A 23,339-nucleotide genomic window follows, 5' to 3' on the forward strand; every position below is an offset into this window, starting at 1 on the left:
GAAACGTCCGGTCTCTAGTGACTGGACGGACGCATTATGGATCGTAAGCGCCTCGTTCGCTCTCCGATGCTGTGGATTGCCCTCGCAGTCATCCTCGTCCTGGTCCTGCCTACAGCGCTGCGCTCTGGTACCGACTACAAGTCGGTCAAGACCTCGGACGCGATCGCGCAGATCACTTCGAACAACGTCAAGAACGCGACCATCCATGACAAAGAGCAATCGGTAGATCTCGATCTCAAGGCTCCGTTCGACGGCAAGACCAAGATCAGCGCGTCCTACCCCTCGAACTTCACACAGACGCTTACCGAAGACCTTCTGAAGTCCAACGGCGCCACTTTCACCACCAAGATCAGCCACGAGAGTGTTCTCGTCACGCTGCTCTTCAACTTCTTGCCCATCATCTTGATCGGTGGCGTCCTGTTCTGGGTCATGTCCAGCATGCAGGGTGGCGGCTCCAAGGTCATGAGCTTCGGTCGATCCAAGGCCAAGCTGGTCAGTAAGGACACACCGAAGACCACTTTCGCTGACGTCGCGGGCGCGGACGAAGCGATCGAAGAACTGCATGAGATCAAAGAGTTCCTTTCCAATCCCGCCAGATATCAAGCGATCGGGGCGAAGATCCCCAAGGGCGTCCTGCTCTATGGGCCGCCCGGTACCGGTAAGACGCTGCTTGCCCGCGCCGTCGCCGGTGAGGCCGGCGTGCCGTTCTACTCAATCTCCGGTTCGGACTTCGTTGAGATGTTCGTGGGTGTTGGTGCGAGCCGCGTCCGGGATCTGTTCGAACAAGCCAAGGCAAATGCCCCGGCCATCGTCTTTGTCGATGAGATCGATGCAGTTGGTCGGCACCGCGGCGCTGGAATGGGTGGCGGCCACGACGAGCGCGAGCAGACGCTCAACCAGTTGCTGGTTGAGATGGACGGCTTCGACGTCAAGGGCACCGTCATTCTGATCGCAGCGACGAACCGTCCTGACATCCTTGACCCAGCGTTGTTGCGGCCCGGTCGTTTCGACCGCCAGATCGCCGTGTCACCGCCGGACATCATCGGCCGTAAGGCCGTCCTCGAGGTGCACGCCAAGGGCAAGCCATTCGCCCCGGACGTCGACTTGGACACCATCGCTCGGCGTACTCCGGGTTTCACGGGGGCCGACTTGGCCAACGTGATCAATGAGGCCGCGCTGCTGACCGCCCGGCACAATGGTCGGCTGATCACCAACCTCGCACTCGAAGAGGCCATTGATCGAGTCATCGCTGGGCCGGAACGCAAGACCCGTGCGATGAGCGACAAAGAGAAGCGTGTGACGGCGTACCACGAGGGTGGACATGCCCTCGCCGCGTGGGCGATGCCGAACCTCGACCCAGTGCACAAGGTGACGATCCTGCCGCGTGGGCGATCGCTCGGGCACACGCTCGTGCTCCCGCTGGAAGACCGCTACACCCAGACGCGCGCCGAGATCCTGGATCAACTCGTCTACGCCCTCGGTGGCCGCGCTGCTGAAGAGCTGGTCTTCCACGAGCCGACTACCGGCGCGTCCAACGACATCGAGAAGGCCACTGCCCTCGCCCGGGCGATGGTGACCGAGTACGGCATGAGTTCCCGGCTGGGCGCGGTCAAGTACGGCACGTCCGATTCTGAGCCCTTCATGGGACGTGACTACGGCCATCAACGCGACTACTCCGAAGAGATCGCGTCGTGGATCGACGAAGAGGTTCGTGGCCTCATCGAAGGCGCGCACGACGAAGCATGGGAGATCCTCGTTCAGTACCGCGACGTGCTCGATTCGCTTGTCTTCGAGCTGGCCGAGCGTGAGACGTTGAACAAAGAGGATCTAGACCGCATTCTGGCGCCGGTACGTAAGCGGCCGCCGCACAACACCTTTGCCGGCTTCGGCAAGCGGACTCCCTCTGACCGTCCGCCGATCGAGATTCCGGCTACGGTCCGACAGGCTCCCGCCAACTATGGCCAGAACGGGACGCCAGTTCCGTCGGTGAACGGCGCTCCGGTTGGCTCGTCCAACGGCGCTCCGGTCGCGGGCGGCGTGGGCGGCTACACCGGCAACGGCTCGGGCTATGGCAACGGCTACCAGGCACATCCCGGCGACCAGCCGGCCGATCGCGCTCAGGAGTCTGTGACCATGCCGGGCGGCCAGCCTTTCCCGCCGGCGCCCCCGTCAGGTCAGTACCCGCCGGCACCCCCGTCAGGTCAGTACCCGCCGCCGCAGCAGCAAGCGCCGCAATACCAAGCGCCGCAGTACCAAGCGCCCCAACACCAATCACCGCAGTACCAAGCGCCCCAACACCAAGCACCCCAATATCAAGCACCGCCACCGCAGGCTCCGACGGCGCCCCAGTATTCGCAATATCAGCCGCCGCCGCCGCCCGCACCCGGACCGAGCGGCCAGCAACCCAACCCGCAACAGCCGCCCGGGCAGCAGCACTCACCGACCGAGTCGTACCCGGTCGTGCCGCCATATCCGCCGAGCGACCCCTCGACCCAGGTACTTCCAGTGGTTCGCGACGTTCCTCCCAACGATTCGGACGATCAGCCCAGCGGCGAATCACGCTGACGTTTGCTGGCCCTAGCGGCGGAGATTTGCAATGACTGAGTTCGATCAGGAGCGGGCCGAGCGCGCCGTTCGGGAGTTGCTCATCGCTGTCGGGGAAGATCCCGAACGCGAAGGGCTCAAGGACACCCCGGCCAGGGTCGCCCGCTCTTATCAAGAGATCTTCGCGGGCCTGCATGTCGATCCTGACGACGTGCTGCAAACGACGTTCGACGAGCACCACGACGAGTTGGTAGTCGTGAAGGACATCCCGCTGTATTCGACCTGTGAGCATCACCTGGTGCCCTGGCACGGCACGGCTGCGGTCGGTTATGTACCGGGTCTGGACGGTCGAATCACCGGCTTGTCGAAGTTGGCGAGGGTCGTCGACCTTTACTCCAAACGGCCGCAAGTGCAGGAGCGGCTGACCTCGCAAGTCGCGGACGCGGTGATGCGCAAGCTCGAGCCCCGCGGGGTGATCGTGGTCGTAGAAGCCGAGCATCTCTGTATGGCGATGCGCGGTATCCGCAAACCTGGTTCCCGCACCATGACCTCGGCCGTTCGTGGCATCTTCCAGAGCGATCCCCGGACCCGCGCCGAGGCGCTGAACCTGATCCTCGGCAGGTAAGCGCCGCGATGTCTGTGCTCTCAGCTGGCTGCGTTGTGCGCACGGTGCACCGATGTCGATAACGGCGGTACCGCGGCGCACAGATCGAATCATCGTGATCGGCGTTCTCAACGTCACGCCCGATTCCTTCTCCGACGGCGGTCGGTACGCAGATCTCGACGCCGCGGTAAAGCACGCCAAGACAATGGTCGCTGAAGGAGCTGACCTCGTCGATGTCGGGGGCGAATCGACTCGGCCCGGCGCGCAACGGGTCGCCGCTGAGGAAGAAGCCCGTCGCGTCCTGCCGGTGATCGAACGGCTGAGCGCCGAGGGAATCGTGGTCAGCGTAGACACCTACCGCGCGGTGGTCGCTGAATTGGCGCTGGCGGCGGGGGCCTCGATCGTCAACGATGTTTCCGGCGGCCTCGGCGATCCGGATATGGCCAGAGTGGTCAAGGACACCGGCTGCCCGTGGATCATCATGCACTGGCGCGGGCACTCGGACCGGATGGCTGACCTTGCCCACTACGACGATGTGGTCGCAGACGTTCGCAGCGAGCTGTCACAGCGGGTGGAGGACGCCTTGGCCGCCGGCGTCGGCGAGGAGCAGTTGGTGCTTGATCCGGGTTTAGGCTTTGCCAAGAATGCTGAACACAACTGGGGGTTGCTCTCGCATCTGGAGGCGATCACCGGCCTCGGCCTGCCGGTACTACTCGGAGCATCGCGCAAGTCCTTTCTCGGCCGTTTGCTCGCGGACCCAAACGGGCAGGTCCGACCGACATCTGGGCGAGAGGACGCGACCACAGCATTGACGACGTTCGCAGCACTCAACGGCGTCTGGGGCGTGCGAGTGCACGATGTCCTGCCGAGCGTCGACGCGGCTCTCGTCGCTGCCGCCATCAGGAGTGCACGATGATGCAGCACTCACCGACTCCCGACGTGATCCGCCTGGAAGGATTGAGGGTTCGCGGCTATCACGGCGTATTCGACTTCGAACGACGAGACGGCCAGGACTTTGTGGTGGACGTCGCCTTGGAGTTGGATACCCGCCCGGCGGCAGGCAGCGACGATGTCGGTGACACCGTGCACTACGGCGAACTCGCCGAGGGGTTGGCGGCCGTGATTTCGGGCGAGCCGGTGAACCTGCTCGAGACGCTGGTACAACGGCTGATGGCGGTATGCCTTTCCGATCAACGTGTTTCGGCCGCGACGGTAACCGTACACAAACCCCAAGCGCCGATCCCGCTGAGTTTCTCCGACGTGGCGGTGACCATCCGGCGAGAGCGGGCCGAGGAAACCCAATGAGTCGGGCGGTGCTGTCGATCGGGTCGAACCAGGGGGATCCGCAGGTTTATCTGCAGTCCGCGGTAAAGGCGTTTTCCCCATATCTCGTTGGCGTGTCACCGGTATTCCGCACGCCTGCCTGGGGCCCGGTCGACCAGCCGGAGTTTCTCAACGCTGTGCTCATCGTTGCCGATAGCGAGGCCGACGCCCACGATTGGCTCGCGCGTGGGCATGCCTGCGAGCAGGCGGCCGGACGAACACGTGAGCTGCGCTGGGGGCCGCGGACACTCGATGTCGACATCGTGAGCGTCAATGCCGGCAGCGGCGATGCAACCGACGAAGTGATCAGTGACGATCCGGTGTTGACCTTGCCGCATCCACGAGCCGCTGAACGAGCCTTCGTCCTGGTGCCTTGGTGGGCGTTGGACCCAGAGGCCTTCCTGGTCGGATACGGCTCTGTGTTGGACCTCATGCAGGCCCTGCCCCCGTCAGAGGTCGAGGCCGTGCGGCTGGTGCCAGGAATCGAGCTGCTGCCATGATGCGGCGTACGAGCGCGTCCGACATCCTGCTGCCGTTCATCGGTGTGGCGGCCGTGGTGTACGTGTTGTTGAAACTGACCTACAGCTCGTTGCCGCCCTTCGAGTGGTTCACCGCGGTGCCGATCGGTGCCCTGGCGATAGCTGAGTTCGTGATCGCGCGTCGAGTGCGGTTGGCCGTGCGGCATGCGGCCAGCGCGCGGCCGATGACCGCTCTGGCGATCGCGCGATCGGTGGCGCTGGGAAAGGCGTCCTCGCTCGTTGGCTCGGGCATCGCGGGAGCAGCCTTCGCGTTGATCGTTAAAGTGCAGCCAGATTCGTCCCGCACGACCGCAGCGAACCACGACCTGTGGGTTGGAGTGGTCCTGCTGGTCGCGTCGGCGGCGCTGGCGGCTGCGGGCTTGGTCTTGGAACGGGCCGGTATCGATCCGAATCGCGATCGGCGCGACTGAATTCGCTGAGGGACTTCTCAGCCGCCCAGGTGAATCCGCGCTCAAGCGCGTTTGACTCGTTGCTGTTTGACCGTTTCCGGTGGCCGATCGTTCAGCGCGTCGTGCCGGACCGGCCCTTGTCTCACATTCTCTCGCTAGACTCCCCGCATGTCACGCCGAGACAAACCTAGATCCCGAGGTGGGTTTTGGCGTATCGCGGCAATCTGTGTGGCAGTCGCGCTAGGTGCGTCGGCTGTTTACCTAGTTGCATTTTCAACATCAGCGAAGCAGTCCTCGATCGGAATTCTGCTCGGCGCCTGGGCGGTTTTCCTCGCTGCACCAGTGATCTTCGGTGGCCGCCGAGCCCAGCAACAAGCTGCCCTGCAGCGCGAAGCGGCGTTGCACGCGGCAACGCTGCAAGAGGCACACGAGCAAATCGCGAGACTGCACGACGCCCAGCTTCAGGCGGTCCGCGAGGTAAGGGCTTCCCAAGAACTCGAACTTCGCCGATTCGGCGAAGTACAGCTGGCGCGCGAGGTGGCGGCCAGACGTGAGGCCGACTTCAGACTCGAAATCGCCTTACGCGGTGAGGTCGAGCGGATCCTGTCCGAGCATCTCGGTTCGCTACGTGAAGAGGTCGCCTCGCTACGTGCCGAGGTCGTGGACAAGCTCGGAGGTCAGCTACGGCTGGAGCGGATCGAGACCACCCGAGTCATCGCCTCGGACCTTGAAGCCCTGCAGAACGAGATCCGCCGCCTCGGTGGCAGCCAAGAGAGCCTCGCGGCCCCGCAACACTTTGCCCGGACGTCATCAGCTCCGTCCGGTCCCGTCGCGGGCGGTCAGCCGACTCCTTGGGGCTCGCAAGCGCCGAAGCTGGATGTCGATCCCCAGGCCGGGCGCGCAGGCACGGAACCCGCTCGTTCTGCCGGACCCCAATCGGGCCGCGCCAATGTCACGGCCGCACCCGACACCGATGACATTGTCGACGCCGAAGTAGTCGAGGTAGAGACGTTCGAAGCCCGGCTCGCCCAGCCAGAGGTGGTCGAGCAAGAATCGGCCCGCAGCGCGCAGGCCCCAGCAACGCCGTCACCCAGCCCAGCGCCGCCGCCGGCGGCGCCCGTGACCCCCGCCCCCACGCCGGCAAGCTCGCCGCCAGCTGAACCGCCGAGGATGCGCCGAGACCCGTTTGCAGACCTGCCGCGGCTCACGCCGTTGCCGGACGAACTAGCAGATCTGCTGGATCCGCCGCTGGCAGCAAGCGGCCCGCTAGCCGCAAACAGCACCGTCAATGACGCCAAGGACTCCGCAGAGGAGATCGCCGCCGACGAACGGGCCCGCGACCTCAAAGACGTCAGTGCCGCCAAGGCTGCTAAGGACGTTAAGGACGCTAAGGAGGCTAAGGACGTTAAGGACGCGAAGGATCGCAAGTCAGGCAAGCGCCGCGCACCCGACCCCGAAGTTGTGCTGGCTGAAGACCCCAAATACGTCGGGCGGCGTCGCGCTGCGGGCTTCGATTCGGGCTCAGATGCAGCCGAGTCGGCTCCGTCCGCCGATGACGAAAAACCGGACGAACCTGCCGGAGCTACGGCTTCCGGACGGCGGCGTGCCCCCGATGACGCCCCCGACGACCTGATGTCGCGGTTGCATCAGCTCTAGCGAGCCTCAGATCCAGTCCCGCTGGGTCTCGATCGTGTCCGCATCGCCCGAGGCTGCGGTGTTTCGCCGCGCAGCCAACGCCAACACCTCGGTCTCGATCGACACGCCGGTCTGATCGGCGAGCAGATAGCTCAGGTACGCCAACTCGCTGAGTTGCGCCGCCCAGTCGTCGCTCACGCGATAGGGACGCCTGCCGCCCTCGGTCGCGCGGTCCGCGGTCGCGGCCAGCACGCCGAGGGCTGCCTGTAGTTGCAGGAGCAGGGCGGGTGCGGTCGAGTGGGTGCCGGCGCGGTCAGCGGCTGCTGCCACCTGCGCCTGTAGATCTGTCACAGCGGAGAAAACTAGTGCAGGAGGTGTCTGGTCCGTGTAGTCACCCCCGGGCGCCGCATATCCGCAGGCATATCCGCGGGCGTATCCGCAGGCATAGCGGTGTGCCGTCACCTGGCGTTCGCCCGGGGTTGGCTCGTTCGTCACAGGCCCGGGAGGCACCTCGAGTGGCCCGACTAGGCTTCACGCCGTGATCGATCCCACCGGTGCACCGCGGCTGCGCGTTGCGGTGATCGGGGTCGGCCGGGTTGGCGCGGTGTTAGGTGCCGCGCTGAGTCGAGCCGGTCATTTCGTGGCGGCGGCGACCGGCGTCAGCGATGCCTCGCGGTCCCGGGCCGAACGCCTGTTGCCCGACGTCCCGTTGGTTCCGGCCGACGAAGCTGCTGCATTGGCTGATTTGGTGCTGATCGCTGTCCCGGACGATCAACTGGTCGATTTGGTGGCCGGCTTGGCGCGCACCGAGACTTGGCGAGCCGGGCAACTTGCGGTGCACACCTCCGGTGCACATGGCATCGGTGTCTTCGATCCCGCGGTCCGGCTCGGTGTGGTCGGCATGGCGCTGCATCCGGTGATGACGTTCGCCGGGCGGCCTGAGGATGTGCAGCGCTTGGAGGGCGCAGCGTTCGGCGTGACGGCACCGGACGAGTTCCGCCCGGTTGCCGAAACGCTGGTCATCGAGCTTGGCGGCGAGCCGGTATGGATCCCCGAAGCTGCCCGCGCCAGGTATCACGCGGCTCTTTCGATGGGCTCCAACCACCTCGTCACGCTGGTGAACGATGCCTCGGACGTACTGCAATCCGCCGGGGTCGAATCGCCGGGCCGGCTGCTCGGGCCATTGTTGTCGGCCTCGCTGGACAACGCCTTGCGGATGGGCGATGAGGGCCTCACCGGTCCGGTTGCGCGTGGCGACAGTGCGACGATCCGGGCCCATGTCCAGGCGTTGCGTGGGACTGCCTTCCTGCACCCATACCTAGCGATGACGATCAGGACGATGCAGCGGGCGTTCGCCGCCGGACGCCTGACCGAGGCGCAATGTGCCGAGCTGGTAGCGGTGATCGAGGAGGCCGAGGATCAGGATGACTGACATGCGAGTAGTCGTTGCCCGCGCTGACTTGGCCGAGGCGCGTTCTGCATTGGGTGGCACCGTCGGACTGGTGCCGACGATGGGGGCATTGCACGACGGCCATGTCGCGCTGATCGAGGCGGCCAAGGCGAGCTGCGATTCGGTCGTCGTGAGCATCTTCGTCAATCCGATGCAGTTCAATCAGAGCGCCGATCTCGAGCGATACCCCCGTCCGATCGAATCAGACCTGGCCCTCTGCGCGAAGCTCGGCGTCCGGCTCGTCTGGAACCCGTCGGTCGAGGTCATGTACCCGAATGGCCTGCCTGAGGTGTGGGTGACCGCCGGAAGCCTTGCAAATCAGCTGGAGGGGCCCAATCGGCCCGGCCACTTCGACGGCGTGCTGACTGTGGTCACCAAGCTCTTTGCGGCAGTCAAACCCGACCGGGCCTATTTTGGCGAAAAGGACTACCAGCAGCTCAGCTTGATCCGGAGACTGGTCGCTGACCTGGACACGCCGACCTCGATCGAACTGGTACCGACGGTGCGTGATCCCGATGGGCTCGCGCTTTCCAGTCGCAACGTGTTCCTGTCGGCGGAGCAGCGCCAGGAGGCGCTGTCGCTGATCGCCGCACTACGCGCCGGTCAGGCTGCAGCCGAGGGCGGAGCCGATGCCGACGGTGTTCTCGCGGCCGCAAGGCAGCGTCTCAGCGCTACAGAAGGAGTCGACGTGGAGTACCTAGAACTGAGGGACCCGTCCTTGGGGCCGGTACCCGAATCCGGGCCCGCGCGGTTGCTTGTCGCGGCGAGGGTCGGTCAAACCCGGCTCATCGACAACGTCGGCCTGGAACTCGCATGAATCTGCCCCAGCGGCTGCTGGCCCCCGCGCCGGGCTGGATCGTTGATACCGACGTGGTTGTTGTCGGTTCTGGAATCGCGGGGCTCACGACTGCCCTGCGACTGGCCGGCTTCTCGGGAGTTGCGGGCTCCGGGTTGCCCGAGTCTGCGGGCATCAGGGTCATGGTCGTGACCAAGGATGTGCTCGCCGCAGGTTCGACCAGGTGGGCCCAGGGCGGGATCGCCGCCGCGCTGGGGCCGGACGACACCTCAGCCGAGCATCTGCAGGACACGCTGATTGCTGGAGTCGGGCTTTGTGATCGCGCCGCGGTCGAAGTTCTGGTGGACGAGGGCCCCGAGGCTGTACGGGAGTTGATCGAACTCGGCACCCGGTTCGACCTGTCCAGTTCGGGGGAGCTGTCGCTGACGCGCGAGGGAGGTCACCACAAGGACCGCATCGCGCACGCGGGCGGGGACGCTACCGGTGCTGAGATCGAACGGGCGCTGGTCGCAGCGGTGCTGAACACCCCGGGCATCGAGGTGATCGAGCACGCCCTCGTACTCGACCTGTTACCGACCGCGGACGGCAGCGTCGGAGCGGTAACCCTGCACGTCATGGGCGAGGGCCAACTCGATGGGGTCGGCGCCGTCAGGGCCAAGGCGGTCGTGCTCGCCACCGGCGGGATCGGCCAGATCTACGCGGCGACCACGAACCCGCCGGTCTCTACCGGGGACGGCGTGGCCGCGGCGTTGCGGGCCGGCGCTGTGGTGCGCGACCTCGAGTTCGTGCAGTTCCATCCCACGGTGCTGTGGCTCGGTGACGCGGCGTCGGGGCAGCAGCCGCTGGTCAGCGAGGCCGTTCGCGGTGAAGGTGCCTTTCTCGTCGACGACGACGGTGTCCGGTTCATGCAAGGCCAGCACGAGCTTGCCGATTTGGCGCCGCGCGATGTGGTGGCCAAGGCGATCGTGCGCCGGATGCGGGAGACCGGTGCCGATCACATGTGGCTCGACGCGCGCCAATTCGGCGAAGAGAAGTGGCGGGTTCGGTTCCCCACCATCCTGGCCACACTGCGCTCGCTCGGGATCGATCCGGTGACTCAATTGATTCCGGTGGCGCCGGCCAGTCACTATGCGTCCGGGGGCATCGCCACCGATCTGTCCGGGCGTACTTCGGTGTCAGGCCTGTACGCCTGCGGCGAGGCCGCTTGCACCGGCGTGCACGGAGCAAACCGGCTCGCTTCGAACTCGCTCCTCGAGGGGCTGGTGTTCGGTCGCCGGATTGCCGGCGACGTGCTGGCACGGTTGACGCCCGGCAGTTCGCTGCCGGAACTCGGCGTGGACATCCGCAGCGCCGGGCTGTCCGCATCGGCGACTCGACAGCAATTGCAACGGGAAATGTCGTTGGACGCTGGTGTGCTGCGCGATTCCTCGGGGCTGAGCCGGGCCTCCTCGGCGCTCCAACGGCTATCGGCCCAACGCAGCAGCGATCCGCGCACCGAGACGTGGGAGGCGACGAACCTGCTCACCGTCGCCAGTACGCTCGTCGCCGCGGCGGCGCGCCGCTTCGAGACCCGCGGCTCGCATTGGCGCGAGGATTACCCCGATCGCGACGACGAGAAGTGGCTCGGTCACCTCGACGCACGACTCGGTCCGGACGGCATGATCACCACCGACTACCGTCCTTCCGAGCCGGTTGCAGACTCGATCGGCATTTCGTCAGCTCAGTTGTCCGATGAACGTCAATTCGGTACGGAGGTTCCAACTCGATGATCGACCCGCCCGCTGATCCCGCAGGCCTGGCCGATGCGCTCGGTGCGATCGCCCAACCTGGTTTGGACCCGGCGAATGTGGCCGATGTGGTCACTCGCGCGCTGGCCGAAGACCTCGCCGACGGACCGGACGTCACGACCCTGGCGACCATCGGCGCGGATCAGCGGGGCCACGCCGACGCGGTGCCGCGCGAGACGGGCGTGATAGCCGGATTGCCCATTGCGGCGTTCGTTTTCGCGTTGGTTGGCGAAGGCAGGGTCACGGTCGAGCTGAAGGCGGCCGACGGCGATATCGTCGAGCCAGGCGAGGTTCTGCTTACCGCGACCGGGCCTATCCGCGATCTACTGACGGCAGAGCGAACCGCGCTGAACCTGCTCACGCACCTTTCGGGGGTGGCTACGGCGACTCGACTGTGGGTGACCGCGGTGAGCGGAACCGCCGCGCAAATTCGTGATACGCGTAAGACGCTTCCCGGGCTGCGTGCGCTGGAGAAGTACGCAGTCCGGTGCGGCGGCGGGGTAAACCATCGAATGTCGCTGTCGGACGCCGCTCTGATCAAGGACAACCATGTGGCAGCGGCTGGTTCGGTGACCCGTGCCTTCGAGCTCGTCAAGGCGGCCGCCGGGGACCTGCCGATCGAGATCGAGGTCGATACGATCGACCAGTGTCGCGAAGCGATCGCCGCCGGGGCTGACTTGATCTTGCTGGACAACATGACGCCGGCGCAGATGAAAGAGTGTGTTGCGCTTGCCGTAGGGACCGATCCACGCGTGCGACTGGAAGCCTCGGGCGGCTTGACGCTGGAAAACGCCGCCGCGGTTGCGGCGACGGGTGTCGACTACCTGTCGATCGGAGCGTTGACGCATTCGGCCAAGGTTTTCGACGTCGGACTTGACCTGTCGACGGCCGGCGCCGAATCTGGCGCTACTGCCACGGGATCGGAACATCGCTGATGCTGCTCGCCATCGACATCGGGAACACGAACACCGTCATTGGTGTCTTCGAAGGCGATCGCATGGTCCATTCCTGGCGGGTGAAGACCGATGCCCGCAACACCGCCGATGAGCTGATGCTCACCTATCGCGGGCTTCTGGACGGGATTCCCATTACCGGCATCTCGGGGTGTTCGACCGTGCCTGCAGCGTTGCGAGAGCTCCGGACGATGCTCGGCCGCTACTGGCCGGACCTCCCAACCGTGCTGGTCGAGCCCGGCATCAAGACCGGCGTCGCGTTGCTGTTCGACAATCCGAAAGAGGTTGGCGCCGACCGGATCGTCAACACGCTGGCGGCACATCATCTGGTGGACGGGCCGGCAATCGTCGTCGATTTCGGCACGTCCACCAATTTCGACGTGGTCAGCGGTAAGGGCGAGTTTCTCGGTGGTGCGCTAGCACCTGGCATCGAGATCTCACTGGACGCGCTTGCCGCACGCGCGGCTCAACTACGCAAGGTTGAACTGGTGATACCCCGCTCACCGATCGGCAAGAACACGGTTGAGGCCCTGCAATCGGGAATTCTCTACGGTTTCGCCGGGCAGGTGGACGGGCTGGTACGACGGCTCGCCGCAGTGTTGGCACCGGCTGACCCCGGTGGTGTCGCGGTCATCGCAACTGGCGGGTTGGCGCCGCTCGTGGTGGAGCACGCCGAGACTGTCACCAGGCACGAGCCCGATCTCACGCTGATCGGCCTGCGGCTGATCTTCGAGCGCAACACCTGAGGCCAGCGGGCCGGATTGGAAGCCAGAACTGCCAACCGCCACGCTGCGGGCTCGTCAACGCGCTCGCTCGAAGCCTGCCGGTCATAACCAACCGCGATGTTCGGCTTCGCGGTAAGCCTCCACTCGGTTGCGAACGCCGGTCTTGGCGATCGCAGCCGACAGGTAGTTGCGGACTGTTCCCTCGGACAGGAACAGCTTCTGCGCGATGTCGGCAACCGTGGCGCCGTTGCGCGAGGACACCAAGACGTCTCGCTCCCGTCCGGTCAGTGGTGAGGCCCCGCCGGCCAGCGTGGCCGCAGCGAGCGCGGGATCGACGACCCGTTCGCCGGCGGCCACTCGCCGGACGGCGTCGGCAAGCTGTTCGGCCGGAGCGTCCTTGACGACAAAACCCAGGGCGCCTGATTCCATCGCGCGTCGCAGATAACCCGGACGTCCGAAGGTGGTCAGAATGATGACCCGGGTTGCCGGCACCGCGTGCGAGAGGGCCGCTGCGGCCGCGAGCCCGTCCAGACCGGGCATCTCGATGTCGAGCAAGGCGACGTCGGGCCGGTGCTCGAGAGCAGCCGGCACAACCTCGTCGCCTCGACCGATCTCTGCGACGACCTCGAAGTCTGCCTCCAGGCTCAACAGCGCCGCCAAGGCCGATCGCACAAGCGCTTGGTCATCGGCGACGAGCAATCTGATCGTCATCGGTCAACACTGTGACGAGCGGCGGTGATCACGCGTCCACCTCGACCAGCAAACGCCAGCCGGGCCCGGCAGCGTCAGCGCCAACAGTGAGCCGGCCGCCGACGTCGCTGACCCGTTCGCGCAGGCCGGTGAGGCCGTTTCCAGGCTCGCACATACTGCCGATGCCGTCATCGAGAATCTCGATCGAATGCGGGCTCAGGCGGACTTCGCAGTTGTTGGCGCGCGAATGTCGGACGACGTTCGTAACCCCTTCGCGGACCACCCACGCGAACAACTCCGATTCCGGTTGTGTCACCGAATCGATCGCGGTCGGAATCTGCGCGCTGATCCCGGCGGCTCGCAGGACCTCGCGTGCGGCGGCGAGTTCGTTGCCGAGGGTCACCTCGCGGTAGCCCGCGACCGCCGCCCGCACGTCGCTCAGCGTGGCCCGGGCGAGCTGTTCGACTTCGGAGATCTCCTGCGCCGCGCGTCGGGCATCTCGCTCGGTCAACCGCGCTGCCAGCCCGGCCTTCACCGTGATCGTGGTCAGGGAGTGCCCAAGCAGGTCGTGCAGGTCGCGGGCGATCCTGGTCCGCTCGCCTTCGGCGGCGAGCCTGGCGACTTCGGCCCGGGCTTCTTCGAGGGCTTCGTTGGCTCGAACGAGACCAAAGAATCCGAACATGGCGAGCGAGACGAGGGCGATCGAGAACGGGATGCTCCAGTCGATGTCCGCGCGCCACGAGGGGATCAGCGGTGGGACTGCCGCGGCGATGAGAATGAACCCGCCGACGACCGGTAGCGATTTCTGGTAGCGGGCCGCGACGCTCATAACCGCGACGTAGACGAGCATGACGAAGGCGTCCTGATGCGCGAACAGCGTCTCGATCGCCGTGAGAACCAGCATCGCGGTGTAGTAGCGCCAGAAAAGTCCGTAGGAGCGTCCAGTTCCAGCCATCATCGCGGCGATGTAGCAGACGCAGAACGCTATGAGCACCGCGATGCCGACGATCTGCCAGAGACCGTGCGAATACTTGGTTACGCCTTGAGCGGTCTGAATCAGGTAGATGAGAAAAACGCTGGGGAACAGCACACCGCGCCAGCCGGCGGCCCAGTTCGGTCGGGCGCCGTGGGCCGTCATAGCGGCGGCGCCGCACGCGGGTTTCGCGTCTATGCTCTGCGCCGCTTCTGTGTCGATTGCGTCTGTGTCGATCGCGTCTGCGTCGATCGCTTCTGTGCCGATCTCTTCTGTGCCGATCGCTTGAGTGTCGGTCGCCTGAGTGTCGGTCGCTTGTCGCATGATGTGACTCAATGTAATTCGCCAGGCCCGATCAGGCGCGCTTGGTGTCTGCTCGATAGGCGCGGGCGCCCAGCACCGCGAAGACTGCCGACCAGACCGCGATGACGGCCCAGCCCTTGCCGGACCACACATCGCCGCCGAGGCCGACTCGGCCTGCCTGGTTCAGCCAATAGGACGGTGTCCAGCTGCCGATCTTGCCGATGACGGTGCCGCTGACGGGAAAGTACGAGCCCCCCACGATCGAGAACAGCGACAGCAGGCCGCCCATGAGCGGACCCATCGCATCGGGTGAGAAGCGGTGGCCGACCCACACACCCAGTGCCGCGAAGGGGATCAGCGCGATCAGAATCAGCACTGTCATCTCGATCCAATGCGCGGCGCTGAGCCGGACGCCCTGGCTGATACCGGCCGCATAGAGCAGCGCGATGGTCATGAAGGCAACGAGGTAGCCCAGTAGCACCTTGGTCGCCAGGTACGTCCGCGGGGAGAGGGGACTCAATCGCAGTTGCCGGTTCCAACCGCTCTGCCGGTCCATCGAGATCCGGCCGCCGCCGGCAACCACGGCGCCGATCGTCCCGAACCCGAGCATGCCGATCATGTAGAAAGCAGCGCCGTTGATGCCTCGATCGAAGTTGCTGTCCGTCTTGCTCGTGGTACCGAAGATGAAGAACATCGCAATCGGGAACACCAGCGAGAAGATGAACGCCTGGCGGTTGCGCACTGTGCGAAGGATTTCGTACTTCAGGTAGGTCGGGTTCATCGTGCTATCTCCATCTTTGCCGTCGCAGCCGTCGCAGCCGTCGCCTCGTCGAGGCTGTCCACCGCGTCATCGAGGCCGTCCAAGCCGCTCGTGAGCTGCACAAAAGCGTCTTCGAGACCCGCGCTCGCGATCTCGATGTCGTGGACCGCCGGATATCTGGCCAGCAGTTCCCTGATGGCCGCATCCGAATCAGTGCAGCTCAGCACGATCGCCTCGCCACGAAGGTCCGCGGAGCTCACGCCCTCGATCTGGCTGAGTTCGGAAATAGACGCGCCGGCCAGCGTCGCGCGGATGGTCTTGATGCCGACGAGCGACTTGATTTCGGTAGGCGGCCCGTCGGCCACGATCCGCCCACGCGCCATGAGCACGATCCGGTCGGCGTAGCTGTCTGCCTCGTCGAGGTAGTGGGTCGCGAAGACCACTGTCTTTCCGCTGGCGGCTACCCGTCGCATGGTCGTCCAGAAGCTGCGGCGGACCTCGACGTCCATGGCCACGGTGGGCTCGTCCAAGACCAAAAGGTCCGAGTTGGTCACCAGGGCCAGGCCGAACCGGACCCGCTGCGTCTGCCCGCCCGACAGCTTGGTGGTGCGCTGGTTTGCGAAGTCCTCGAGACCGGCCAGCTCCATGGCCTCGTCGACATCGAGCGAATTCGGATAGAGCGACGCCATCGAGATCATCAGTTCGCGGACGGTGAGAAAGCTGACCAGGCCGCCGGTCTGGAGCATCGCGCCGATCCGGCCGGCCGCGACGGCAGTTTTCGGATCGGTGCCGAAGACGTCGACCGAGCCCGTATCGGGTTCGCTCAACCCGATCATCATGTCGATGGTGGTCGACTTTCCGGCGCCATTCGGGCCGAGCAGGGCGACGGTTTCGCCTGGGGCTATGTGTAGATCAAGGCCGCGGACAGCTCTGACCTGACCAAAGCTCTTCGTCAGGCCGTTGAGGCTGATGCCGCCAAGCTGGCGCGTGGCGGGTTGAACCGTTCCGGTTTGGCTGGTCGCAGGCAGGAGCGGGGTAGATCGGATCGTCATGTAACCAGCCTGTCGGACCGGGCGGATCCAGGGCAGTGCGTGGCCGTGGGAATCGGCGGTGACATTCGTCAGCCTGGGTGTGATGACGTCGATCCACAGGTGGCAGTCGGTGATCCAGATGGCCGATAAAGTTGTCGGCGTGAGCGACTCCTCCGATGGCCTGCCCGACGATCTGCCTGAGCAGGTCCGGATCCGGCGGGAGAAGTACGACCGGCTGATGGCTGATCCGGCTCGCGCGCCCTTTCCCGTCGGCGTTCCCCGGACGCACAGTCTCGCCCAGATCAGAGAGGCGTACCCCGATCTGGCGGCCGACACCTTTACAGGGCAACACGTCGGGGTCACCGGCAGGGTGATCTTCGTCCGCAATACCGGCAAGTTGTGCTTCGCGACTTTGCGCGAAGACGGTGTGGAGCTACAAGCGATGCTCTCGCTGGACAAGGTCGGCCCCGAGCTGCTCGCCAGCTGGAAGGCGGATGTCGATCTGGGTGACCAGGTGTTCATCACCGGTGAGGTGATCTCATCGCGCCGCGGCGAGCTGTCGGTGCTGGCCGACGATTGGCGGATGACGGCTAAGGCCCTTCATCCGCTGCCCGTTGCGCACAAGCCGATGAGCGAGGAGGCGCGGGTTCGTCAGCGCTACGTCGACCTGATAGTCCGGCCTGAGGCTCGCAAGATGGTCGAGATCAGGGCGGCGGTGATTCGCTCTTTGCGCCACACCTTGGAGAGCCGTGGGTACCTCGAGGTCGAGACCGGTGTCCTGCAGTTGGTGCACGGTGGTGCGGCGGCACGGCCGTTTCATACTCACCTGAACGCCTTCGACCTGCCGATGTCGTTGCGCATCGCCCTTGAGCTACCGCTGAAGCGATGCATCGTCGGCGGCATTGATCAGGTATTCGAAATCGGACGCATCTTCCGCAACGAAGGTGTGGACTCCACGCATTCTCCGGAATTCACGATGCTGGAGGCGTACCAAGCCTATGGCGATTACCACAGCATGGCCGAACTAACCAAAGCGCTCATTCGCGAAGCCGCTACCGCTGTCGGAATTACCGCCCCACTGGCCCACAACGGTGAGGAAATCGACCTGCTGTCGGAATGGCGATGGGTCACCCTTCACGACGTCGTCTCGGAGGCTGTCGCCGCCACCGTGACACCGGACACCTCGACGAAAGAGTTGATCGCCATTGCCAGCGCTCACGAGGTCGCCGTAAAGCCAGAATGGGAAGCGGGTGACATCGTGCTCGAATTGTTCGAGAAGTTGGTTGAACATACCTTGATCCAGCCCACGTTCGTAGCCGATTACCCACGCTCTGTAAAGCCGCTTGCGCGAACTCACCGATCCGACCCGCGCCTTGCCGAAGCGTGGGATTTGATCATCGGTGGGGTCGAGATCGCTCCGGCATATTCGGAGCTGGTAGACCCGGTCGAGCAGCGCCAGCTTCTCGTGGAGCAGTCGCATGCCGCCGCGGCCGGTGACCCAGAGGCGATGGAACTGGACGAAGACTTTCTGCACGCTCTCGAATACGGCATGCCGCCCACTGGCGGATTAGGCCTGGGCGTCGATCGACTGGTTTCTCTGCTCACGGGTAAGGGAATTCGGGAGACAATCCTCTTCCCATTGCTGAAGCCGCTCTAATTCGCCGAAAAGTTATCAGACTCATGCCGATTTTCGATAACACGGTCGCGCCGCCTGTGATTTACTGAGCGTGTTCGCGGGTAACGATGGGGACGGCCCGTTCGAGGATATAGATTGGATTGAACGATGGCCCAGAAGATTCAGGTCCTTCTAGTGGACGACCTCGATGGCGGCGACGCGGACGAAACCGTTACTTTCGGTCTTGACGGCGCGAATTATGAAATCGATCTCTCTTCCGCTAATGCATCTAAATTGCGAGATGCGCTTGCGCTCTTCGTGAGTCACGCTCGCCGCCCATCACGGGGCGCCGCCCGGATTCCCAATGGCGGCCGGGGTGGCCGTGGCGTTGCGCGTGCCGATCGCGAGCAGACACAAGCCATCAGGGAATGGGCTCGCAAGAACGGTCATAAGGTCTCCGAGCGCGGCCGAATCCCGGCCAGCATCTTCGAGGCGTATCACTCGGCGAACTGATCCGACCCGGTTCGAGGTCGCGCCGACACCGAAAGTGACCCGCGACACGTGTGCACCGGCTTGTTGGCGACTTTCGATAACGATCGGGCCAATCTTTGGTCGTGTTCCCGAGCGCTTCGTTGCGGTTATTCGGCTTCCGCGGTCGTCCGAAAAGGGTATTCTCCTTACGTTCCGACGACATTCTCGAGAGTTCTGGTCCAGCGCCGTTCCGCGCTCTCGACCACCTAGCCACGCACAGGTCCGCGTAAATCGGCGTAACCGATCGCTAGTGGACGGTTTCCCGAACGTGCTAGCGCTGCATGTATGAACAGCGTAAAGTTCGCTGGCAGCGGACGGGGGCATGTAAGTCGATTCCGGGTCGTTGGGGTGACTAGAGTCAAACCAGCGGGTCGAGTTCAGCGAATCCCCTCATGAACCCGATCACGCGGTAAGGGGAGTGAGAGCCATGTTCGAACGGTTTACTGACCGTGCGCGCCGTGTTGTCGTCCTGGCCCAAGAAGAGGCCCGGATGCTCAACCACAACTACATCGGCACCGAGCACATACTGCTTGGTCTGATTCACGAGGGCGAAGGCGTGGCCGCCAAGGCCATGGAATCCCTCGGCATCTCGCTCGAAGCTGTCCGCCAACAGGTCGAAGAAATCATCGGCCAGGGGCAGCAGGCTCCGTCCGGGCACATCCCGTTCACGCCGCGTGCGAAGAAGGTCTTGGAGCTCTCGCTTCGGGAGGCCCTGCAACTGGGTCACAACTACATCGGTACCGAGCACATCCTGCTCGGCCTGATCCGCGAGGGCGAAGGTGTCGCCGCTCAGGTTCTGGTCAAGCTCGGCGCCGACCTCAACCGGGTCCGGCAGCAGGTCATCCAGCTGCTCAATGGTTACCAGTCCAAGGAGCCCGCCGGCGCCGCGCCCGAAGGCGCACCGTCGACATCGCTCGTGCTCGATCAGTTCGGCCGGAACCTGACGCAGGCCGCCCGCGAGGGCAAGCTCGACCCGGTCATCGGTCGTGAGAAAGAGATCGAGCGCCTGATGCAGGTGCTCTCCCGGCGTACCAAGAACAACCCGGTACTCATCGGGGAGCCTGGCGTAGGAAAGACTGCGGTCGTTGAGGGGCTCGCGCAGTCGATCGTCAAGGGCGAGGTGCCCGAGACACTCAAAGACAAGCAGCTCTACACCCTGGACTTGGGATCGCTGGTTGCCGGTAGCCGCTACCGCGGTGACTTCGAAGAGCGCCTGAAGAAGGTTCTCAAGGAGATCCGTACCCGCGGCGACATCATCATGTTCATCGACGAGATTCACACGTTGGTGGGTGCCGGTGCGGCCGAAGGTGCCATCGACGCAGCATCGATCTTGAAGCCGATGTTGGCCCGCGGCGAACTGCAGACGATCGGTGCCACCACGCTCGACGAATACCGCAAGCACCTGGAGAAGGACGCTGCTCTCGAGCGGCGATTCCAGCCGGTGCAGGTGGGCGAGCCGTCAGTGGCCCACACGATCGAGATCCTCAAGGGTCTGCGCGATCGCTACGAGGCCCATCACCGGGTTTCGATCACCGATTCCGCGCTCGTGGCAGCAGCCGGCCTCGCCGACCGCTACATCTCCGACCGCTTCCTGCCGGACAAGGCGATCGACCTGATCGACGAAGCCGGTTCCCGGATGCGGATCCGGCGGATGACCGCACCGCCGGACCTTCGGGAATTCGATGACCGGATTGCCGACGTCCGCCGCGACAAGGAATCCGCGATCGATGCGCAGGACTTCGAGAAGGCAGCAGCTCTCCGCGACAAGGAGAAGAACCTGCTCAACGACAAGGCCCAGCGTGAGCGTGAGTGGAAGGCAGGCGACCTGGACGTGGTTGCCGAGGTCGACGACGAGCAGATTGCCGAGGTGCTGGCCAACTGGACAGGCATCCCGGTCTTCAAGCTCACGGAGGAAGAGACCTCGCGACTGCTTCGGATGGAAGACGAGCTCCACAAGCGCGTCATCGGTCAGCAGCAGGCCATCAAGGCCGTCTCGCAGGCCATCCGCCGTACCCGGGCCGGTCTGAAGGACCCGAAGCGTCCCGGTGGCTCGTTCATCTTCGCCGGCCCGTCCGGTGTCGGTAAGACCGAGCTGTCCAAGACGCTGGCTGAGTTCCTGTTCGGCGACGACGACGCTCTCATCCAGCTCGACATGTCCGAGTTCCACGACCGGTACACCGTGTCGCGGCTGGTCGGTGCCCCTCCGGGCTATGTGGGCTACGACGAGGGTGGCCAGCTGACCGAGAAGGTCCGGCGCAAGCCGTTCTCGGTGGTGCTGTTCGACGAGGTCGAGAAGGCTCATCCCGACGTCTTCAACACGCTGCTACAGGTGCTCGAAGACGGTCGGCTGACCGACGGCCAGGGCCGCATTGTGGACTTCAAGAACACGGTGCTGATCCTGACCACGAACCTCGGTACTCGCGATGCATCCAAGTCGGTCGGGTCCCTCGGCTTCGCCGGTTCGAACGACGACTCGTCGAACTACGAGCGGATGAAGCAGAAGGTCAACGACGAGCTCAAGCAGCACTTCCGGCCTGAGTTCCTGAACCGTATCGATGACATCATCGTGTTCCACCAGCTGAGTCAGGACGAGATCGTCGAGATCGTCGACCTGATGACGACGCGAGTCGACAACCAGCTCAAGAACAAGGACATGGGCCTCGAGCTCACGCCCGCAGCGAAGTCGCTGCTGGCCAAGAAGGGTTACGACCCCTCGCTGGGCGCCCGGCCGCTGCGCCGGACCATCCAGCGCGAGATCGAAGACAACCTGAGCGAGAAGATCCTGTTCGGTGAGCTTCACGCCGGCCAGATCGTGGTGGTTGACACCGAGATCGGCGAGGACGGCAAGGAGCAGTTCAGCTTCCGCGGTGAGGCCAAGCCGGGCGTCGTCCCGGACGTGCCACCTACCGAAGAGGTTGCTGGAACAGTCGAGTAAGCCCAACATCGCGAATCGTGTAACGCTCGGCACCGCTACGGTGCCGAGCGTTACACGATTCTTGGGTTATTGGGGGAGCGCGAAGCGCCCATCGGGCAGCGGATCGATCAAACCGTCCGCGACCAGGCCGTCCTGGGCCCGCTGCCGCTGCACCACATCGGGCCAAACGATGTCGAATGCCGCCTGCTCGACCGGACCCTCAGTGGCTCGGAGGACGTCCATCAGCAGCCCCCGCACCTGCCGGTCGGTGCCGGTGAAGCGCTGCGGACGAGCCGACGGCCCTTCGTAGGTGGGCGATCCGGCCAGTCGCCAGGCGCACAGGTCGCTGACCGGACAACGCGAACAGGACGGGCTCGCGGCCGTACAGACCGTGGCACCGAGTTCCATGACCGCCGCGCAGAACCGGGCGGCCGGGGCGTCGGTCGCCGGCAACAGTTGCTCCATCGCGGCGAGGTCGCGTGCCGCCGAGGGCAGCCCAGCCTGGCCCTGGCCCGCGACAGCTCGCGCCAGCACCCGTCGGATGTTGGTGTCCACAACCGGGGTACGTCGGCCGTAGGCGAAGGCGAGGACGGCTCGGGCGGTGTATGCGCCCACCCCGGGTAACGCCAGCAGCTCGTCGAGCGTCGCCGGGACAGCGCCGCCGTGCCCTTGGGTGATCGCGACCGCGCATGCGTGCAATCGCAGCGCACGGCGGGGGTAGCCGAGCTTGCCCCACATCCGGACAGCCTCTCCAGCGGAATCTGCGGCCAGCGTCGGCGGTGACGGCCAGCGCTGGAGCCAGGCCTCGTAGGCGGGCCGAACCCGGCTGACTGGGGTCTGTTGCAACATCACCTCGCTGACCAGAATTGCCCAGGCTGAGGTGCCCGGCCGGCGCCATGGCAAGTCGCGTGCGTGCTCGGCGAACCAGCTGATCAGCGGATCCACAAAAGGCGACTGACCGACGTCGTGAGGTGCTGACTTCGGGGCGCTGTCGAGCCTGATCTGAGGGGTGTGAGTCATGACGCTGACCATCCTGGCATCTCATCGGTGCGGCCTCCGCAACCAACCCGAAGGCTCCACTAACGTGGGCAAACGATGCTGCATCCGGTGGGAGACCTCGCCCCGTCCGTCTACTGGTTTCGACGGATCTTGCTGGTTGCTGCCCTCGTTCTCGTCGGCCTGAGTGCGTACGCCGCCTTCCGGGCTTTCGACGGCAAGTCGACTGCCACAGCCGCGTCGTCCAGCCTGCACACGACCAGCCCGCCGCCGACGCCCACCTCGCATGGCGCGAGCACAGTAGTGAGCACGTCGTCAAAGGCATCGGTGAAGCCCACCAGCTCGGCACCGGCGGTGCCCGTCGCACCGGTCAACTGCACCCCAGCCCAGTTGACGATCACGGCGTCCACCAACGCGCCGACCTACGTAGTCGGCGCGACGCCCGAACTCGCCCTGGTCGTGACCAACAAGGGTCCGCGCCCTTGCATCGCAGATCTGTCAGACGCCCAGATCGAGTTGCGGGTCTTCTCCGGCAGCGCGAGGATCTGGGGCAGTCACGATTGCCAGGTCGAACCGGGCACTAGCAAGCAGACACTGCCCGTCGGGCGCCCGACGACTCGCGTCATCGAATGGTCGGGTTTGTCGTCGATGCCTGGATGCGCGGGCGTACGCCAACGTGTGCCGGCAGGGACTTACACCCTGTTCGCGTTGCTGAGCGGCCAGCAGGGCAAGCCCGCCACGTTCGCGTTTACGGACAGCTGATGGGCAGGCTGAGCCGGTA

General features: G+C 64.9%; 22 protein-coding genes. 16 read left to right on the forward strand and 6 right to left on the reverse strand.

Translation table 11 applies throughout. From position 1 onward, the window contains the following. The first annotated feature begins 36 nt into the window (after positions 1-36). The 7 genes from ftsH (at position 37) to ACSMXN_RS02070 (ending at position 7,055) form a co-directional block, all read left to right on the forward strand. The gene (ftsH, locus tag ACSMXN_RS02040; protein ID WP_022913606.1) at positions 37-2,565 is read left to right on the forward strand and encodes an ATP-dependent zinc metalloprotease FtsH; all 2,529 of its coding nucleotides are present in this window, start codon (positions 37-39) and stop codon (positions 2,563-2,565) included. Positions 2,566-2,596: 31 nt separating this feature from the next. Next, positions 2,597-3,169, forward strand: a complete 573-nt coding sequence (folE, locus tag ACSMXN_RS02045; RefSeq protein WP_022913607.1) for a GTP cyclohydrolase I FolE — start codon at positions 2,597-2,599, stop codon at positions 3,167-3,169. Positions 3,170-3,221: 52 nt separating this feature from the next. Beyond that, complete coding sequence (gene folP / locus ACSMXN_RS02050) at positions 3,222-4,064, forward strand: dihydropteroate synthase (RefSeq protein ID WP_022913608.1); 843 nt, start codon at positions 3,222-3,224, stop codon at positions 4,062-4,064. Continuing rightward, positions 4,064-4,453 (forward strand): dihydroneopterin aldolase, encoded by a 390-nt coding sequence (folB, locus tag ACSMXN_RS02055; RefSeq protein WP_035943996.1) that lies wholly within the window; start codon positions 4,064-4,066, stop codon positions 4,451-4,453. Before folP ends, folB begins: the two co-directional genes overlap by 1 nt. Further along, positions 4,450-4,971, forward strand: coding sequence for a 2-amino-4-hydroxy-6-hydroxymethyldihydropteridine diphosphokinase (folK, locus tag ACSMXN_RS02060; RefSeq protein ID WP_027139509.1), 522 nt, complete (start codon positions 4,450-4,452; stop codon positions 4,969-4,971). The genes folB and folK overlap by 4 nt, the downstream gene beginning before the upstream one ends. Next, on the forward strand, positions 4,968-5,420 hold the full coding sequence (locus ACSMXN_RS02065) for a DUF3180 domain-containing protein (protein ID WP_081649138.1): 453 nt from the start codon (positions 4,968-4,970) through the stop codon (positions 5,418-5,420). The genes folK and ACSMXN_RS02065 overlap by 4 nt, the downstream gene beginning before the upstream one ends. Before the next feature lie 147 nt (positions 5,421-5,567). Next, entirely contained in the window at positions 5,568-7,055 is a 1,488-nt protein-coding gene (locus tag ACSMXN_RS02070) for a hypothetical protein (RefSeq protein WP_155958395.1), read from the forward strand. A gap of 6 nt (positions 7,056-7,061) precedes the next feature. Here ACSMXN_RS02070 and ACSMXN_RS02075 read toward each other — a convergent pair whose 3' ends face one another. Beyond that, positions 7,062-7,529: a hypothetical protein gene (locus ACSMXN_RS02075; RefSeq protein WP_155958396.1), complete on the reverse strand. Its 468-nt coding sequence runs from the start codon at positions 7,527-7,529 to the stop codon at positions 7,062-7,064. 43 nt (positions 7,530-7,572) lie between these two features. Here ACSMXN_RS02075 and ACSMXN_RS02080 point away from each other — a divergent pair, with 43 nt between their 5' ends. From ACSMXN_RS02080 to ACSMXN_RS02100, 5 genes are read left to right on the forward strand one after another with little or no spacing between them, the layout of a single operon-like run. Continuing rightward, the gene (locus ACSMXN_RS02080; RefSeq protein WP_035943948.1) at positions 7,573-8,466 is read left to right on the forward strand and encodes a DUF2520 domain-containing protein; all 894 of its coding nucleotides are present in this window, start codon (positions 7,573-7,575) and stop codon (positions 8,464-8,466) included. Further along, the gene (panC, locus tag ACSMXN_RS02085; protein ID WP_022913612.1) at positions 8,459-9,301 is read left to right on the forward strand and encodes a pantoate--beta-alanine ligase; all 843 of its coding nucleotides are present in this window, start codon (positions 8,459-8,461) and stop codon (positions 9,299-9,301) included. Before ACSMXN_RS02080 ends, panC begins: the two co-directional genes overlap by 8 nt. Continuing rightward, positions 9,298-11,049, forward strand: a complete 1,752-nt coding sequence (locus ACSMXN_RS02090) for an L-aspartate oxidase (protein ID WP_081649139.1) — start codon at positions 9,298-9,300, stop codon at positions 11,047-11,049. Before panC ends, ACSMXN_RS02090 begins: the two co-directional genes overlap by 4 nt. Beyond that, entirely contained in the window at positions 11,046-12,002 is a 957-nt protein-coding gene (gene nadC, locus ACSMXN_RS02095) for a carboxylating nicotinate-nucleotide diphosphorylase (protein WP_051148894.1), read from the forward strand. Before ACSMXN_RS02090 ends, nadC begins: the two co-directional genes overlap by 4 nt. Further along, positions 12,002-12,766 (forward strand): type III pantothenate kinase, encoded by a 765-nt coding sequence (locus ACSMXN_RS02100; RefSeq protein WP_022913613.1) that lies wholly within the window; start codon positions 12,002-12,004, stop codon positions 12,764-12,766. Before nadC ends, ACSMXN_RS02100 begins: the two co-directional genes overlap by 1 nt. Positions 12,767-12,847: 81 nt before the next feature. Here the strand turns inward: ACSMXN_RS02100 and ACSMXN_RS02105 are convergent, their stop codons facing one another. Genes ACSMXN_RS02105 through ACSMXN_RS02120 form a run of 4 tightly spaced genes read right to left on the reverse strand, consistent with a single transcriptional unit; the run spans position 12,848 to position 16,523 of the window. Continuing rightward, complete coding sequence (locus tag ACSMXN_RS02105) at positions 12,848-13,456, reverse strand: response regulator transcription factor (RefSeq protein ID WP_022913614.1); 609 nt, start codon at positions 13,454-13,456, stop codon at positions 12,848-12,850. Between the two features lie 28 nt (positions 13,457-13,484). Then, positions 13,485-14,732 carry a histidine kinase gene (locus ACSMXN_RS02110; protein WP_022913615.1) on the reverse strand — a complete coding sequence of 416 codons (1,248 nt, stop codon included), beginning with the start codon at positions 14,730-14,732 and terminating at the stop codon, positions 13,485-13,487. A 31-nt stretch (positions 14,733-14,763) separates the two neighbouring features. Continuing rightward, entirely contained in the window at positions 14,764-15,492 is a 729-nt protein-coding gene (locus tag ACSMXN_RS02115) for an ABC transporter permease (RefSeq protein ID WP_022913616.1), read from the reverse strand. Then, complete coding sequence (locus ACSMXN_RS02120; protein WP_022913617.1) at positions 15,489-16,523, reverse strand: ABC transporter ATP-binding protein; 1,035 nt, start codon at positions 16,521-16,523, stop codon at positions 15,489-15,491. The genes ACSMXN_RS02115 and ACSMXN_RS02120 overlap by 4 nt, the downstream gene beginning before the upstream one ends. A gap of 118 nt (positions 16,524-16,641) precedes the next feature. Here ACSMXN_RS02120 and lysS point away from each other — a divergent pair, with 118 nt between their 5' ends. The 3 genes from lysS to ACSMXN_RS02135 all read left to right on the forward strand — a co-directional run bounded on the left by lysS (position 16,642) and on the right by ACSMXN_RS02135 (position 21,583). Then, positions 16,642-18,159, forward strand: a complete 1,518-nt coding sequence (gene lysS / locus ACSMXN_RS02125; RefSeq protein WP_051148902.1) for a lysine--tRNA ligase — start codon at positions 16,642-16,644, stop codon at positions 18,157-18,159. 126 nt (positions 18,160-18,285) lie between these two features. Continuing rightward, a complete protein-coding gene (locus ACSMXN_RS02130; protein WP_022913619.1) occupies positions 18,286-18,630 on the forward strand; it encodes a histone-like nucleoid-structuring protein Lsr2 in 345 nt (114 codons plus the stop codon). 445 nt (positions 18,631-19,075) lie between these two features. Beyond that, on the forward strand, positions 19,076-21,583 hold the full coding sequence (locus ACSMXN_RS02135; protein ID WP_022913620.1) for an ATP-dependent Clp protease ATP-binding subunit: 2,508 nt from the start codon (positions 19,076-19,078) through the stop codon (positions 21,581-21,583). Positions 21,584-21,649: 66 nt separating this feature from the next. Here ACSMXN_RS02135 and ACSMXN_RS02140 read toward each other — a convergent pair whose 3' ends face one another. After that, positions 21,650-22,582 carry an A/G-specific adenine glycosylase gene (locus tag ACSMXN_RS02140; RefSeq protein WP_081649156.1) on the reverse strand — a complete coding sequence of 311 codons (933 nt, stop codon included), beginning with the start codon at positions 22,580-22,582 and terminating at the stop codon, positions 21,650-21,652. An 87-nt stretch (positions 22,583-22,669) separates the two neighbouring features. On the opposite strand from ACSMXN_RS02140, the gene ACSMXN_RS02145 reads away from it, so the two are divergent. Next, complete coding sequence (locus ACSMXN_RS02145; protein ID WP_155958397.1) at positions 22,670-23,320, forward strand: hypothetical protein; 651 nt, start codon at positions 22,670-22,672, stop codon at positions 23,318-23,320. Positions 23,321-23,339: the final 19 nt, after the last annotated feature.

It is taken from the genome of Parajatrophihabitans canadensis (assembly GCF_053764775.1).

Excerpts from the sequence above, each read along its gene's own strand:
- ftsH (WP_022913606.1), top strand. The coding sequence starts at position 37 with ATGGATCGTAAGCGCCTCGTTCGCTCTCCGATGCTGTGGATTGCCCTC.
- folE (WP_022913607.1), top strand. The coding sequence starts at position 2,597 with ATGACTGAGTTCGATCAGGAGCGGGCCGAGCGCGCCGTTCGGGAGTTG.
- folP (WP_022913608.1), top strand. The coding sequence starts at position 3,222 with ATGTCGATAACGGCGGTACCGCGGCGCACAGATCGAATCATCGTGATC.
- folB (WP_035943996.1), top strand. The coding sequence starts at position 4,064 with ATGCAGCACTCACCGACTCCCGACGTGATCCGCCTGGAAGGATTGAGG.
- folK (WP_027139509.1), top strand. The coding sequence starts at position 4,450 with ATGAGTCGGGCGGTGCTGTCGATCGGGTCGAACCAGGGGGATCCGCAG.
- ACSMXN_RS02065 (WP_081649138.1), top strand. The coding sequence starts at position 4,968 with ATGATGCGGCGTACGAGCGCGTCCGACATCCTGCTGCCGTTCATCGGT.
- ACSMXN_RS02070 (WP_155958395.1), top strand. The coding sequence starts at position 5,568 with ATGTCACGCCGAGACAAACCTAGATCCCGAGGTGGGTTTTGGCGTATC.
- panC (WP_022913612.1), top strand. The coding sequence starts at position 8,459 with ATGACTGACATGCGAGTAGTCGTTGCCCGCGCTGACTTGGCCGAGGCG.
- ACSMXN_RS02090 (WP_081649139.1), top strand. The coding sequence starts at position 9,298 with ATGAATCTGCCCCAGCGGCTGCTGGCCCCCGCGCCGGGCTGGATCGTT.
- nadC (WP_051148894.1), top strand. The coding sequence starts at position 11,046 with ATGATCGACCCGCCCGCTGATCCCGCAGGCCTGGCCGATGCGCTCGGT.
- ACSMXN_RS02100 (WP_022913613.1), top strand. The coding sequence starts at position 12,002 with ATGCTGCTCGCCATCGACATCGGGAACACGAACACCGTCATTGGTGTC.
- ACSMXN_RS02105 (WP_022913614.1), bottom strand. The coding sequence starts at position 13,456 with ATGACGATCAGATTGCTCGTCGCCGATGACCAAGCGCTTGTGCGATCG.
- ACSMXN_RS02110 (WP_022913615.1), bottom strand. The coding sequence starts at position 14,732 with ATGCGACAAGCGACCGACACTCAGGCGACCGACACTCAAGCGATCGGC.
- ACSMXN_RS02115 (WP_022913616.1), bottom strand. The coding sequence starts at position 15,492 with ATGAACCCGACCTACCTGAAGTACGAAATCCTTCGCACAGTGCGCAAC.
- ACSMXN_RS02120 (WP_022913617.1), bottom strand. The coding sequence starts at position 16,523 with ATGACGATCCGATCTACCCCGCTCCTGCCTGCGACCAGCCAAACCGGA.
- lysS (WP_051148902.1), top strand. The coding sequence starts at position 16,642 with ATGGCCGATAAAGTTGTCGGCGTGAGCGACTCCTCCGATGGCCTGCCC.
- ACSMXN_RS02130 (WP_022913619.1), top strand. The coding sequence starts at position 18,286 with ATGGCCCAGAAGATTCAGGTCCTTCTAGTGGACGACCTCGATGGCGGC.
- ACSMXN_RS02135 (WP_022913620.1), top strand. The coding sequence starts at position 19,076 with ATGTTCGAACGGTTTACTGACCGTGCGCGCCGTGTTGTCGTCCTGGCC.
- ACSMXN_RS02140 (WP_081649156.1), bottom strand. The coding sequence starts at position 22,582 with ATGACTCACACCCCTCAGATCAGGCTCGACAGCGCCCCGAAGTCAGCA.